This window comes from Bdellovibrio sp. HCB337, from assembly GCF_047302465.1.
In the GTDB taxonomy this organism is placed as follows: Bacteria; Bdellovibrionota; Bdellovibrionia; order Bdellovibrionales; family Bdellovibrionaceae; genus JACMRP01.
On the sequence record NZ_CP178621.1, the window covers coordinates 1,183,381 to 1,197,454 of the forward strand.

Here is a 14,074-nt window from a genome sequence, read left to right on the forward strand (position 1 = left end):
TCATGAAGATGGGATTAGAAGTATTGCTGGCAGATAAGAAATTGGTGCAAGCTCTTCGCAAAAAACGTGTGGCTTTGGTTTGTCATCCAGCCAGCGTCGATGAAAAACTTCAGCACAGTTTTGATTTGATTCACAAACACATCGGGCTTTCGGCCGCTTTTGGCCCTCAGCACGGAGTGAAGGGTGAAAAGCAAGACAACATGATTGAGAGTGATGACTTTCTTCATTCAGAGTACAAAATTCCGGTGTTCTCTCTGTATGGAAAAGTGCGCACACCGACCCCAGAGATGATGGCGACCTTTGATGTTTTGCTTTTTGACCTTCAGGATTTGGGTTGCCGGATTTACACCTTCATCACGACGTTGCTATATGTGATGCAAGAGTGCGCGAAACTGAACAAGCAAGTGATCATCTTGGATCGTCCCAACCCAGCTGGGCGCGAGGTCGAAGGATTCTCTTTGCGACCAGGGTGGGAATCGTTTGTTGGTGCGGCTGAATTTCCGATGAGACACGGACTGACGACAGCCGAGATGGCACTTTATTACAAAGATCGTTTTGGTTTGGATTTGGATCTGAAAATTATCAAGATGAAGGGGTACAACCCTGATAAGAAACCAGGCTTCGGTTGGCCGATGGATCGCGTGTGGGTCAACCCTTCTCCGAATGCGCAAACCTTGAATATGGCGCGTGCTTATTGTGGCACGGTGATGATCGAGGGAACGACTTTGAGTGAAGGCCGCGGAACGACGCGCGCGTTGGAGCAAGTTGGTGCGAGTGATATCGATTTTGCCGCTGTTTTAAAACTCATGCACAAAAAGGCTCCGCAGTGGTTAAAAGGTATTATCTTGCGAGAGTGTTTCTTCGAGCCAACTTTCCACAAGCACGAGAAAAAACTTTGTCATGGATTCCAGATTCATGCCGATATCGCAGACTATAAGCCTGAACTATTTAAGCCCTATCGTTTGATTACCTTGATGTTGAAATGCGTGCGCGAGCTTTACCCGAAATATCCGATCTATCGTGATTTTGCCTATGAGTACACAGTCGGCAAATCTCCTTTTGACGTCATCAATGGCGGTCCGGAATTGCGCGAGTGGATCGAGAATCCAAAAGCAAAGCCCGCGGATCTAGAAAAGGCTCTTAAAAAAGACGAGAAGGCTTGGCTGAAGACACGTAAGAAGTTCTTGCTGTACTAAGACTCTAGGGACGGAAGATTTTATCGAGAGTGCCGTTGGATCTAAGTATTTCAATGGCCTTGTTGAGATCTCTCAGAGCGATGCCAGATTTTTGTGACAATGCACATTTGACCTGCACAGAATCCAAATGCAAATCGTAGGCAACGATTTTTGGATGTGCTTTTTTGTGAAATTCAAATTCTAGATTTGATAGAATCATGTAATCAATTCGCCCGTGCAGTAGTTTCTTAATGTTGCTTTCATTGTTAGGCGCGTTTTCGCGGCGGATAAGGTTTTTTTCAAAGTAAGGATCAAGCTCTTTATAGCTATAGTTGACGATAGCTCCTATTTGTTTTCCATAGAGATCTGCGACCTTTTTTGGGCGCGTTTTGCCAAGATTGACGATGAGATTGGTGTTCGTGGCAATGGGTTCGCTCCACTCTATTATCTTACTTGAATTTGGCAGCCAAGACTCATGCAGATAGCACACAAGACTGAGGTCGCCAGCTACGAGATCCTGTGCGACTCGCTGTTGAGGTAAAAGTACCAAGACCGGTTTTACTTTTAACTCTTTTGAAAGAGCTTCAGCCAGATCTTTGAGGATTCCTTTAGTAATTTCAGGTTTTGTATCGGAGTGTTTGATCTCGATGTAGGGCAGGGTGGTTTCGTTGGTAATCCCGAAGTAGGCAGTTTTTTGTGGCTGTACAACTTCTTTGGCGCCAGTCGGTGGCGATACCAGTAATAACCAGCCCAAGAGAAATAACCGACAAGATCCCATACACCGAGGATGATCGCGCAGAATATAGAAGTCACTGAATACTTAAGGTGCGGACATGTTTTGACAAACTTTGTGTTCCAAATTCAAACGGCGTGTGTAAGAACAAATCTTAAGGACGGAATATTTTTTCCAAGGTGCCATTGTCTCTCAGGGTTTCAATAGCTTTATTAAGTGTCTTCATGTCGATCCCAGATTTTTTAGAGATCACACACTTTACCTTTACGGCTTCCTCTAAAATATTAGTGGCCTCAAGCAGTGGATAGGTTTTCTGATAATAGTGAAGTTCCAGATTTGAAAGCACCATATAGTCGATACGACCGTGAATGAGTTTCTTTAAATTGCCTTCGTTGTCTGAGGCATTTTCACGAACCATCAGGTTTTTCTCGAAGTAAGGATCAAGCTTTGAATAGTAGTAATTCACCAGCGTTCCTATTTGTTTGCCATAGAGGTCTTCGATTTTTTTAGGCCGATTCTTACTGAGACTAACAATAAGATTTGAATTCGTCGTAATAGGATCGCTCCACAGAAGCTGATCGGCGACGTCCGGAAACCAAGCTTCATTTGCATAGCAGACGATCGAGAGATTTCCAGAAATTAAATCCGGCGCAACACGCTTTTTAGGCAATAGTACCAGAACGGGTTTGATTTTCATTTCTTTGAAAATAGCTTCGGCAAGGTCTTTTAAGATGCCACGAGTGATTTCAGAGTTTTTGACTTCGATAAAGGGCAGGGCAGTCTCGTTTGCGACCCCAAAGTAGGCTGTGGTCAAACGTTTCAAAGGTTTTTCCGTCGCTAAGGAGGAACTCCCTACGACAAATAGAACTGTCGCAAACACCAGATGACGTACCATGAGAAAACCATGATACCCCTGAATCAAGAAGTCACTGAATACTTAGCTGAGTGGCCACTTTTGAAAAAATTAGTGTTCCAAAAAAAGCGTCACTAATTTTGATACGCTTTTAAGATCTTTTGAAAGGTGCCATTTTTTTTAATTGTATCGATGGCCCTGTTCAGTTGTTGCAGCGTGATTGGTGCCTTTTTTGAGAGCGCGCATTTAGTCTCGACAGAATCCATTTTTAAATCGGCCGATTCCAGAGTGGGGTATATTTTTTTGTAATAGTCGAATTCTAGATTGGACATAACGATGTAGTTGATGCGTCCGTATTTAAGCTTGCGAATATTGGCTTCGTTGTTGGGGCCGTCTTCGCGAATAATTTTTTTCTTCGCAAACTCGTTGTCCAAGTTCTGATAAATAAAGTTCATGACAGTGCCGACACGCTCGCCATACAGGTCAGAGGCTTTGTTGATAGGCTTTTTGCCGTGGTGAACGATGACGTTGGTGCTGGTGTAGAGTTCTTGGCTCCAATAAACATCTTTTTTGATTTTAGGCTGCCATACTTCGTTCAGGTGACAGACCATGGCGACGTCGCCAGAAAGCAGGCTTGGTGCCACACGATTTTTTGGTAGCAATAACCAGACGGGCTTTAGTTTAAGTTCCTGAGTAATGGCTTCTGCCAAGTCTTTGAGGATGCCGCTTTCTATTTCGGGATTGAACAGCGGATTTTTGATTTCCACCAAGGGCATGGTGTAGTTGACATTGACGCCGATAAAAATAGTGTCATTTGTAGCTTCGGTCGATAAAGCTACAGAAGAAGAGCTAAACAGGATGAGAATAAGGAGCTTGAGCAGCTTCATACCCTCCAAGATAGCGGAAGCCTTTTGGTTGTCACTGAATACTTCGTGTTTATTGAGATTCTAGGCTTTCAGCTTTTCCAGAAATGCTTTGAGGGCCTGAGCTCTATGGGAGTGCTGGTTTTTAAATCCAGGGCCTAATTCTGCTAAGGTCTGAGTTTGTCCCTCAGGAATGAATACTGGATCATAGCCAAAGCCAAGTTGTCCAACGGGTTTCGTAGAGATCGTGCCATTCATCACGCCATCAAAATGCCATTCGGCACCGTCAGGAGTAAAGACAACAGTGGAACACACAAAACGCGCCTTGCGATTCGCGATAGGTCGAATTGTCATCATTTTCAAAAGCTTGGCGATATTTTCGCTGTCAGCGGCTTTTGGGCCCGCATAGCGTGCAGAGTGAATGCCAGGAAGGTTATTTAAGCCTTCTACTTCAAGCCCAGAGTCTTCACCTAAAACCCAAACGCCCGATTTGACAGCTTTAAGGGTGCGAGCTTTGATCTGTGCATTTTCTAAAAACGTTTTGCCGTCTTCAGGGCGGGGAGTAAAAGAAGGAATATCTGCCTGAGTGAAGATCTTCAGATCTGCGAGCTCTTTAAGGCCGATTTTATATTCGTTTACTTTCCCTTTGTTTCCCGTAGCTAGCCAAAGTTCCATAGTCTCTTACCCGATTTGTGTGCGTTTAAAGATGGGACCTACGATCTCTTCTTGGACTCTGAAAAGTTCATTGCACCCTTGTTGAGCCACGTCCATCATTGCATTGAGTTGTTCACGGGTAAAGGGAGTGTCTTCGGCAGTGCCTTGCACTTCAACAAAGTGACCCTTGTCTGTCATGACAAAGTTCATGTCAGTGCCAATTGCTGAATCCTCGTCGTAGTCCAAATCCAAAAGAATGTTACTGCCTTGAATGCCTACGCTGATCGCAGAAACGTAGTTGATCAACGGCATTTGTTTGATTTCGCTAAGGCCATGTAGCTTCTTACAAGCCAATGCTAAAGCCACGAATCCACCAGTGACGGCAGCAGTGCGAGTTCCGCCGTCGGCGTTGATCACGTCACAGTCGATCGTGATTTGTTTTTCACCCAGAGCTTTAAGATCCACACCAGCTCTGAGAGAGCGGCCGATCAGTCTTGAGATTTCTTGAGTGCGACCACCGCTGGTGATTTTGTCGCGCTTCATACGTTGATGGGTTGAGCGTGGGAGCATGCCGTATTCAGCCGTAATCCAACCTTCGCCAGAGCCGACCAGCCATTGTGGGGCTTTTGCTTCATAGCTTGCTGTGCAAAGCACGCGAGTTCTGCCGAACTCAACAAGCGCCGAGCCTTCTGCATATTCAGATACATTCGGAGTGATTTTAACAGGGCGTAATTGATGAGTCAGACGGCCGTGTGCGCGCATAAAAATGATCCTTAATCTTTGGTGTGATTAAGGCGTCACTCTAAGGCTTGGCCCTCGATTTTGTCCATCATTTCTTTGTACTGAACGACCGCTTTGTAGATTTTCTGAGCAATTTCTTGCTGGTATTTTACAGAGCTGAGTTTTTTGGCCTCTTCAGGGTGGGTGAGGAATCCAACCTCGATCAAGACGGAGGGCATCGTAGTTTTCGAAACGACATAAAAGGGAGCTTGTTTAATGGCGGCTGAGGACCAATCTTGGGCTAGCAGCTGGGTGATCTGCAGGCTGCTCTTTGCGCGGTGTTGGCGATGCAAGTCTTCCACGATCGCCATGATATCGCCTTTTTTTGAGGGCGACTCGACAGATTTTGCAGAGTTTGTCGCAACAGCTTCCGCCTGATTTTCTTGTTCTGCTAATAGCAAACTCTCTTCATCCGGAGGCAACGAGTTTTGAAAATAGAGTTCTGTTCCTTTAACTCGGGTACTTGGATTCGAGTTTGCGTGTAGACTTAAAAATAAATCTGCCTGAGACTTTTCGGCTTTTTTCACTCGTTCAGAAAGACTGACGTGTTGATCTTTCTCTCGAGTCATTTGCACTGTGAATTGGGGGTTGCTGCCAAGAAGGTCTTTCAGATAACCCGCTACTTTCAGAACTAGGTCTTTTTCTTGGACACCTAAATGCGAAGTTCCAGAGTCAATACCGCCATGACCAGGATCAATCATCACTTGCAGAGCGTGGGCTTCAAAAGAAAGAAACAATATAGGAATAAGAATCAGCAATCGACGCATGGATTTAGTGTACGGGATTTTACAGCCGTGCTCATCTTGGACTCGCTCTAGGTAGTGCTATTGATTTTGGGAATAAAAAAAGGCGACCAGGTGGGGGGGGAGGGCCTAGCCGCCATGGGGGGTACCTTCTACTAGAGCAACCGCGGTGCCAGCCCTCGGAGAGGTCATTAGCCATTGTATTGGATTTGGCGCTGTTAACGGTTTTGACGGTGACGCTCTTTGCGGGGCCCCTATTGGGCCGAGGTCTGGAATTAAAGTGAAAAATCTAAATTGCGAGCGCTCGAGGAGGGTTCTTTCATATAATGAGCGTATGAAGAACATCTTACGACTGACTCTTGTATTCTCGTTTCTGATGACCTCGATTGCGTTTGCTGAAGTGGATCAGGATTTGATTAAAAAAATCTCGAGACAAGATCGTGATCTTATCAAAGCCGTTGTCCTAACGACTTTCGTGACGGCACAGGATACCGCATACTTTGAAAAGATCGAGCAAAACTACAAGCCATTGGGATTGCATCTGAGTGGCTCTCAAAAAAATGGGACGCTTTCGATTTTTGGCCAAGATTCTGATACTACTCTTAGTAATTTTAATCCCGCTCAAAAGAGCTTAAAAATCAATGGACGTGAGTTTCAAATCGAGAAGGGGAAGTCTCTTGAATATCATGTCACTAAGATGAGCGACATTCTTACCAGAAAGAAAAAGAAAACGGCGGAAGTGTTTTGGCTGTCTCGAGCGTATGCGAGCGAGGCTGACGACGAGTCAGGAATTAAATCCCTATTCTATGCGATTCCGGCGGCGATTGCGATTTTGAACAATGATATGGCTCAGGATTCTTTGGATGCGGTTCTCAGTAAATGCAGTACCGATTTGACAGCCCAAGGCTATAGGTTTGCTCTTACGCGGTTGACATTTCTAGAGAGCAAAAGAGAATTTACGACTGAAAAACAGGAAAAAATCACGGATTGTAAAGAGTGGGCTCGTCAGCAGCCATATTCTAAAAAAATAGGTGAGCCTGCTTTGATCTGGCGTTGTGAGACCGGCCATAAAGTTGTGACATGTATGAAGAACCACCCTATGCGCGAAAAATCATCTTCTCCGCAAGCGCCTCAAGGTCAAGGTACACGCGGCGTCTCTCAATAAAAAAAACGAAGGAGCCATGCGTGGACTCCTTCGTCGTTATCTAATCCGCAGATTGTTAAGCTAAATTTCGACACTTCTCCTTGTTGTCAACATCCCTATTTGGTGATGTTGAGGTATCGGAACCAGAGGTCAAACACGAGGTGAAGTTTACCATCCTCAGTTTTTACGACAGACTTCATGAGAGTCTGGTTACCATACTGATCCGTTTCTTTGTAACGCTTGTCATAGTGCAAGTCGATCACAGAGATGGCTTTCTCTTTCAGTGGCAATAGCTCGTCGCTTTGGGCGATACCATCGCGGTTTGCATCACCCCACAGACGGAGTTTTTCGAAAACTTCGTCTTGATCAGTGATCAATTTATCTCTGTCATCATCGTACTTCTCCAAGGCTTTGTAACCGTTGGCCGCGAATTTGCCATCTGGACCGCGAGTGTTATCACCGAAGAGTTCGTTGATACCCGAGACTTGTCCGTCTTTATTTGGCAGTGTGATAAAGTAGTACTCTTGCTCTTCGCGAGTTAACCAAGAGATCTGCTTTTTATCGTGCGCTCTAGGGAATGATCTTTCACCCAAGATGTCAAATTGGATACCGTCCATTGGAGACGTCAATTTGATACCGCGAGCTTGTGAGTTCATGCTGATAATCAGCGGAGACACACGCGTATCGCACGCAGCTTGAGTAGCATCCGTAGAATTTCCGAATTGGTTCTTCAAATCTCCGTACAGGCTGTTGTTCTTATTTAGGTCATACAAGATTTCAACTTTAGTACGGCCTGTGTAAGTGATGCTGCTGTCGCTATTAACTCTGAAGGCAATATCATAGTCTGTCAGAGATTTATTTTGAACGGCCGCCATATCAGAAGAACTCACTGCTGAGTCGACTGCATACACTCTATAAGATCCTGGAGCCAAATTCGCACACGGCTTAAAGCTGATTTGTTTTTTATTTAAGATGTCATTCTTGAAATCACCTGTGAGTTCGCAAGAAGCAGCCATCCCGTTAACAGGTGCGATCACCAACTTCACTGATTGTGAAGTTAATAGGTTTCCGGCGTTAGCCTCTGTTTGCACGTTTGAGCAAACAAATCTAAAGACGACATTCAATCCACCTGGAACGGCTGGATCGTTACCGCTGACTGGACCGCTTGGCATACTTGGGTCATTGCCTGGAGGTCTTCCACCTGGCATCCCTGGATCATTTCCTGGAGGACGTTTACCTGGAGTTCCAGCGTCGTCACCTGGACGGCCACCGCCTGGAGTATTTGAATCATCGCCAGGTCTACCACCGCCAACACTGCCGTCGTCACCTGGTTCGCGACCAAACACGCCTTCCTTACCGAGAGCCTCTGCTTTGAGTCCTGGATCGATAGTGAATTTTGCCCGCGCGCAGTTTTGATAGGCTAGGGTCATTACCCCGCACAAAACAAAAACTGAAAAAGCTGGAATAGCTTTTTGATTCTTCCATGGAATCATGGTGTGTTCCCCCTAAAAAATAAAGTCGTACAAAGCTTTATCGTGCAGAAACGGGGCCAACCTAAATCGTACCTGGTGGTTATGGGTCCAAAAATGGGTCTAGTTTTTTGACAGGTGTTAGTGTTTCCCTAGACGATTCTCACTCTGAGACGAGACAGGTTCAGACCAGCTCGGTGTCTTGAAAAGATATGTCCAAAGGCCAGTTAATTCGACGTGGGGTCTTACCGATACGCCTTGTGTTAAATTAATACTTAGGAGGAACTTCGTCATGTGCACGTCTTTAAAACCACTGTTGATTGTACTTGTTTTGTCCGCATTTGCGGGACCCGGGGCTTTTGCTAAGTCCGTGGACTCAGCTCAAGTTGATGCGGAAGAGGCTGCGACAGACGCAGAAAGCGCAAAAGCTGATGCGGCTGAAGCAAAACGAAGAGCGGAAGAAGAAAGAAAAAGACTAGATAAGGCACGTAACGAGGCAAAAGCTGCGTTAGAAAAAGCTCGTGCTGCAGAAGCGACTGCTAAAAAAGAGCAAGCTGAGTCTGAGCGTGAAGTAGCTCGTGCGAAGCAAGAGACTGCTGAAAACGAAAGATCACAAAAGCAAGCTGAACAACAGCAAGCTCAATCTGAAGCGCGCATCAAGGCGGCTCAGGAAAAAGTGACAGCTGCAAAAGCCGCTAAAGATCAAGCTGTTGAAAAGAAAAAAGCTGCTGAAAAATCATCAAGCGATGTTGCGAGCAAAGCGAAAGACGCTGAAAAAGACGGCCAAAAAGCCACTGATGAAGCGAATCGTGCACAAAAAGAATTGGACGAAGCAAAAATGCGTTTGAAACAACTTGAGCAAGAATTAGCGAAAGCTCAGTTGAATTCGCAAAAAGCAATCGCCCAAGGTAAGGCAACTGAAGCCCGCGTGAAGGCTGAAATGGCTCGTACTGATGCCGAGAAGTCTCGTGCAGAAGCAGAGATGACTAAAGCAAAAGCAGGTCAAGCTCAAGCTGAAGATTCTGTAAAGAAACTTGAAGAAGAAGCTAAAAAATCTCAAGAGACTTTGGCTAAAACCAAAGATTCTTTAGACGAAGAGAAAAAGAAATTGGCAGAAGCGAAGAGCACAGAAGAAAAAGCTCGCTCTAACTTCACAAAGTCTAAAACTGATTTAGAGAAGCAAAAGGCCGATTTGCAAAAAACAACAGCAGAAGCGACTTTCGAAGCTAACAAAGCTAAAAAAGCCGTTGCTGAATTCGAAGCACAAGCTGCAAAAGCTGATGCTGAGTTGAACCGTTATAAAGCAGAAGCTGAAAAAGCGAAGAAAGAGCGTGAGGCATTGGAGGAAGCCTTAGAAAAGGCAAAGTCCAAGGCGGATGAAAGCTCCATCCGCGTAGATACAGCAAAAGCCGAAGCTGAAACTGAAAAAATGATGCTTGAGACTGCAAAGATCAGAGCAGAAACTGCGGGTTTGAACACGACAGGTGTTGCAGCTATCCGCAGTTCTACTGGTGGCAGTGCAAAAACTCTTGTGAAAGATTGTGTCGTTCGCGACCAGCCTGAGAAGGGAAAGCAAGTAGGCGTTGCTAAAAAAGGCGAGAAGATCACCATTAAAAGTCAATCCGGTGTTTGGGTGCAAGTAAATAGCCCAGACGGATACATGCACAAAAACTGCGTAAAGTAGTAGTAATGTATGTTCGGATTCCTGACTCGCAGGCCTTGGGCTCTTCATAACCCACTGAAATCTTGGACTCTCGCTGGCTTAAGCTTGCGAGAGTGTCAACTTTTAGTGGCGTCAATGACCGATGCCGAGATGAAGGTGAGTTGGGCACATCACGAAAACTGGCCAACTTGGAAACCTCTGAGCGAGCCTGAATGTCATGACCTTTTTACTCTGAAAGACAGTGATCAGCACAATCTTCCAGAGCTTCCGCAGATCGTTCAAGAAGACGACCACGAGATTACCGAAGTGCGCATGGTCACTAATGTGCAAAAGGTGCGTGAGCCCGTTCAGCGTAAATACACACGTTACATCGCGAAGATTCCAGTCGAGATCATGCTAAGCTCTCATAGCTTTAGCACTCATACTTTGGATCTTTCCGAGGGCGGTTTCTGTTTTGAAGATAAGTTGCCGGATTGGGTGGCGGGATATTTTACCGTCGTTCTGAATGCACCGGACAAGATGTTTGAATTCACATGTTTCCTAGCCGAAGACCAAAAGAAAGATAAATTCCGCACCGAGATCGCACCAACAACGGCCGAGAAGGTTCAAGAAGATTTCCGCATTTGGTTGCTGACCCAAAAATTCCCAATCACTCCGCAAAAGTAAGTATATATAAGTCATAGTTTTGAATTCTCTTTGTGAGACACTCTGATTCTCAATACACGCTGTCTACGCCCTTTCTTGATGTCGAAGTTTTTTTCACGAATGCTTTCCTGATAGGAATCGCAGACTTCGCTGCAAAACACTTGAAAACAGGAATTTGATGAACAGCGAGAAGGTCGCCATTTGCATTCAGAGTGGTGCGCAGATTGGCACTGTGTGTGCATTGCTAACAGGTATAACAATAACAATTAGGGGGGGGATCATAAGGGGGATCCATTGAAGAGATCTAAAATATCTCTACTTGTACTTATCGCTAGCGGGCTCATGATGCTGCTGGCTTTCCAAAACTGCTCTAAAGTTGGATTTAATCCAGATAGCTCTTCTGCTGCATTCAAATCAGGTCAAGGTTCTGACGGTCGTACTCCGGGTGATGACGGTGCGATTGACGGTTCTCGACCAGGAGATGATGGAGCTATAGGAGGAGATCGTCCCGGAGACGACGGAGACATGACAGGACCGAATGGACCTGGTGATGACGATGTTGCAGGCCGAGATGATGACGAAGATGAGGATTCCGACATCGAAGATGATGAAGACTGGTTATATATTCCAGGTGGTCGTGGCCACGTTCCAATGAGCTCTGTGGCAATTTGCCCTGCTGGCTCGAAGGACGAAGGTAATCAGAAGTGTCCAATGTTCTGTTACCAAGGTAAAGACTACGTCATGCATAAGAGTTTGGCTCGCAACTACTTCGTGAAGAAATTCGATGAAGTACCAAACTACGGTGGCGGCGCGGTTCCAGGAACTTGTGCTAACCCAGACCTAAAAATTAAAGACTAATCGTCTTTAAAAGAAACAAATCGAATCATAAAAGATCCGGGTGTAAAAACCCGGATCTTTTTTTTATTTTCACACAAACTAAATTCAGAAATTTGAAAAGATGCATTTCTAACAAGTGTTAGCAATCTTTGTCGCTACCTTTGGCATTCGCCTCATGCTGAGAATTATTTCGTTGTAAGTATGTGAACTCTCGATGTGTGCAGCGGCACGCTCTTCGCAATAGGTATAAAGTAACAAACGAACTTCCCCCCAAGTTCACCCCCGAACCCAGGCTAGTCCCCCCTAAGCCTGGGTTTTTCTTTTTGGCGATTACACTCCTGAGTGTCTCAAAAATAAAAAAGCCCAGTTGGTCACTGGGCTTTTTCTAGGAGGGCCTTTTTACGTGATCTTAAAATTCGCCAACCAAAGTTCCGTAGCGAGAGGTCTCAAGTTCGAGGGTTCTCTTGCCGGTTGCAGGATTGTATTCGATGAAGCCAGCGCTGAAATCTTTGTCGTAAGACGGAATACAGAAGAATGCGCGTTTACCGCCAAAATAGATGCGGTTGCCGACGATCTCCGCTGTTACAGGACCTGGAGAGCTAGATTCACAACTTGTATTGCCCGCACCAACGTAAGAGCCACCTGACATGCCCGAGAAGCCTGCTTTGATGCCGACGTAGCCAGCAGCGTAAATTTGAAAGTTGTGGTAGTCAGAAATATATTTGAAGCCAGCATAAGTTCTCTCGCTATCTTTACGGTAAGACGATTTTACAGTAACTTCATAAGCGACAGCTCCATTGTCTTTGTAACGAAGAGGAACCAACTGAGACAAGTCATCAAGCTTCATCTTCTGAAGAAGGTTCTGTGTTTGATAGCAGCCCACGACGTCGAAGTTTCCTTGGATCTGCATACCATTTGGCGCAGTTAGATTCAGCCAGCCTTGATAACGCTCGTCTGTCGAAGATTTGACAGTGACTTCGCCAGACACATTTTGATTGTCTACTGGAAAAGTATCACCGCGTTTACCGACAGCCGCGCCGCCATAAACCGCAATCTTGGTCACTGCCGCAGTTTTAGGAATGTTCACAGTCAAATATGAAAACTTAGTTTGATAAGAACTGCTGTCGATTAAAGAGTCGACGTTGCAAAGACCGCGAGGCGGGATCGTGAAAAAGCGCAGCTTGACGTTTTTGCCATCATCAAGATCGAGAGCCTCGACATAAGCGTATTCAGCCTTCGTACCACCTACTGTGACAGTCACTTTGTTGGCATACGGAGAACCCGGAGCTGGAGCGTCAGGAGCTGCCGGCTTATCACCCGGAGCGTCTGGAATAACAGGAAACTTTGGAACATCGGAAGAGACCGATGCGCTACAAGCGGTAAAAAGAATTACTGATGAAAACAGAAGAACTGTGTTTACAAATTGTTTTTTCATAAAGACCTTTCGTTGGGGGTTGCTAACCTTGTTTGACCAGATAATTCATCGACCTGGCAAAAAACCCCAGAAAGATCCTAAAAAACGCTGATTTAATGCGAACAACTTGTTCGTTCGCCAGAAGAGAAGGGGCCTCACGGCCCCTTTATGTCATTTAATGTGTCGGTCGCCCTTCAGGGCTTGGGCGTCGGGTAGGACGTGCATATTCTTTTTTAGGTGCGCCCTCCTCAATGAAGTTCAGCAGGCCCTCATTGAACAGTTCAGGGGTCACTTGAGCAAAGCCGTGACTGGCTTTTGGATATGTCGTGAGCTTCGCACCTTTGATGAGTTGTGCTGTTTTTTCAGAGGAAATTTTGATAGGAACGATTTGATCGTCTTCGCCGTGGCAGACCCAAGTCGGAACATCAATTCTTTTCAAGTCATCAGTGAAGTCCGTTTCAGAAAACTGCTTGATGCTATCATAGATTGATTTGATTCCGCCCGTAATGCCCATGAGCCAGAAGGAGTCCACGAGTCCCTCGATCTTTTTGACGGTGAGGCGGTTAAAGCCATAGAATGCATCTGGAAAATCTTTAAAGTACTGAGCGCGACTTTCAGCGGTGTGTTTTCGAATATCATCGAAAACATCCATTGGAATTCCATCCGGATTCGCCTCTGTTTTTAACATTAATGGTGGAACAGCATTTAAAAGAACCAATTTTGCGACACGTGAAGTGCCATGACGGCCACAATAACGTGTGACTTCGCCACCACCGGTGGAGTGACCAACCAAGATTACATCTTGAAGATCCAGATGTTCCATCACGGCTGACAAATCATCGGCGTACTGATCCATGGTGTTGTTTTCAAAAGTTTGTGAAGAGCGGCCATGCCCACGACGATCATGAGCAATCACACGATACCCCTTTTCAAGGAAGAACAGCATCTGTGCATCCCATGCATCTGAACAAAGGGGCCAACCATGAGAAAACAAAATAGGTTGTCCATATCCCCAGTCTTTATAATAAATTTTTACACCTTCTTTAGTTTCAATATAACTCATGGCTCATCTCCTTTTGGTTGAATACTTCAAAGGTAGAG

14 protein-coding genes are annotated in these 14,074 nt (G+C 45.5%); 5 read left to right on the forward strand and 9 right to left on the reverse strand.

The genetic code is table 11. From position 1 onward, the window contains the following. The first annotated feature begins 2 nt into the window (after positions 1-2). Complete coding sequence (locus tag ACLWBB_RS05720; RefSeq protein WP_413290647.1) at positions 3-1,196, forward strand: exo-beta-N-acetylmuramidase NamZ domain-containing protein; 1,194 nt, start codon at positions 3-5, stop codon at positions 1,194-1,196. Positions 1,197-1,200: 4 nt separating this feature from the next. Here ACLWBB_RS05720 and ACLWBB_RS05725 read toward each other — a convergent pair whose 3' ends face one another. The 6 genes from ACLWBB_RS05725 to ACLWBB_RS05750 all read right to left on the reverse strand — a co-directional run bounded on the left by ACLWBB_RS05725 (position 1,201) and on the right by ACLWBB_RS05750 (position 5,825). After that, complete coding sequence (locus ACLWBB_RS05725; protein ID WP_413290648.1) at positions 1,201-1,929, reverse strand: substrate-binding periplasmic protein; 729 nt, start codon at positions 1,927-1,929, stop codon at positions 1,201-1,203. A gap of 133 nt (positions 1,930-2,062) precedes the next feature. Beyond that, the gene (locus tag ACLWBB_RS05730; protein ID WP_413290649.1) at positions 2,063-2,803 is read right to left on the reverse strand and encodes a substrate-binding periplasmic protein; all 741 of its coding nucleotides are present in this window, start codon (positions 2,801-2,803) and stop codon (positions 2,063-2,065) included. A gap of 92 nt (positions 2,804-2,895) precedes the next feature. Next, positions 2,896-3,648: a substrate-binding periplasmic protein gene (locus tag ACLWBB_RS05735; protein ID WP_413290650.1), complete on the reverse strand. Its 753-nt coding sequence runs from the start codon at positions 3,646-3,648 to the stop codon at positions 2,896-2,898. 60 nt (positions 3,649-3,708) lie between these two features. Further along, positions 3,709-4,299 carry an RdgB/HAM1 family non-canonical purine NTP pyrophosphatase gene (gene rdgB, locus ACLWBB_RS05740; protein ID WP_413290651.1) on the reverse strand — a complete coding sequence of 197 codons (591 nt, stop codon included), beginning with the start codon at positions 4,297-4,299 and terminating at the stop codon, positions 3,709-3,711. Between the two features lie 6 nt (positions 4,300-4,305). Further along, the gene (gene rph / locus ACLWBB_RS05745) at positions 4,306-5,040 is read right to left on the reverse strand and encodes a ribonuclease PH (protein ID WP_413290652.1); all 735 of its coding nucleotides are present in this window, start codon (positions 5,038-5,040) and stop codon (positions 4,306-4,308) included. A gap of 35 nt (positions 5,041-5,075) precedes the next feature. Continuing rightward, positions 5,076-5,825 (reverse strand): N-acetylmuramoyl-L-alanine amidase family protein, encoded by a 750-nt coding sequence (locus ACLWBB_RS05750; RefSeq protein ID WP_413290653.1) that lies wholly within the window; start codon positions 5,823-5,825, stop codon positions 5,076-5,078. A 310-nt stretch (positions 5,826-6,135) separates the two neighbouring features. Between ACLWBB_RS05750 and ACLWBB_RS05755 the strand changes: the two genes are divergently transcribed. Beyond that, complete coding sequence (locus tag ACLWBB_RS05755) at positions 6,136-6,966, forward strand: hypothetical protein (RefSeq protein WP_413290654.1); 831 nt, start codon at positions 6,136-6,138, stop codon at positions 6,964-6,966. A 95-nt stretch (positions 6,967-7,061) separates the two neighbouring features. On the opposite strand, the gene ACLWBB_RS05760 is transcribed toward ACLWBB_RS05755, so the two are convergent. Next, positions 7,062-8,438, reverse strand: coding sequence for a hypothetical protein (locus ACLWBB_RS05760; protein ID WP_413290655.1), 1,377 nt, complete (start codon positions 8,436-8,438; stop codon positions 7,062-7,064). A 268-nt stretch (positions 8,439-8,706) separates the two neighbouring features. On the opposite strand from ACLWBB_RS05760, the gene ACLWBB_RS05765 reads away from it, so the two are divergent. The 3 genes from ACLWBB_RS05765 to ACLWBB_RS05775 all read left to right on the forward strand — a co-directional run bounded on the left by ACLWBB_RS05765 (position 8,707) and on the right by ACLWBB_RS05775 (position 11,580). Then, positions 8,707-10,098: a hypothetical protein gene (locus tag ACLWBB_RS05765; RefSeq protein ID WP_413290656.1), complete on the forward strand. Its 1,392-nt coding sequence runs from the start codon at positions 8,707-8,709 to the stop codon at positions 10,096-10,098. Positions 10,099-10,107: 9 nt separating this feature from the next. Then, entirely contained in the window at positions 10,108-10,743 is a 636-nt protein-coding gene (locus ACLWBB_RS05770; RefSeq protein ID WP_413290657.1) for a PilZ domain-containing protein, read from the forward strand. Between the two features lie 273 nt (positions 10,744-11,016). After that, positions 11,017-11,580, forward strand: coding sequence for a hypothetical protein (locus tag ACLWBB_RS05775; RefSeq protein WP_413290658.1), 564 nt, complete (start codon positions 11,017-11,019; stop codon positions 11,578-11,580). Positions 11,581-11,968: 388 nt separating this feature from the next. On the opposite strand, the gene ACLWBB_RS05780 is transcribed toward ACLWBB_RS05775, so the two are convergent. Further along, complete coding sequence (locus ACLWBB_RS05780; RefSeq protein ID WP_413290659.1) at positions 11,969-12,994, reverse strand: hypothetical protein; 1,026 nt, start codon at positions 12,992-12,994, stop codon at positions 11,969-11,971. A 154-nt stretch (positions 12,995-13,148) separates the two neighbouring features. Continuing rightward, complete coding sequence (locus ACLWBB_RS05785) at positions 13,149-14,036, reverse strand: alpha/beta fold hydrolase (RefSeq protein ID WP_413290660.1); 888 nt, start codon at positions 14,034-14,036, stop codon at positions 13,149-13,151. Positions 14,037-14,074: the final 38 nt, after the last annotated feature.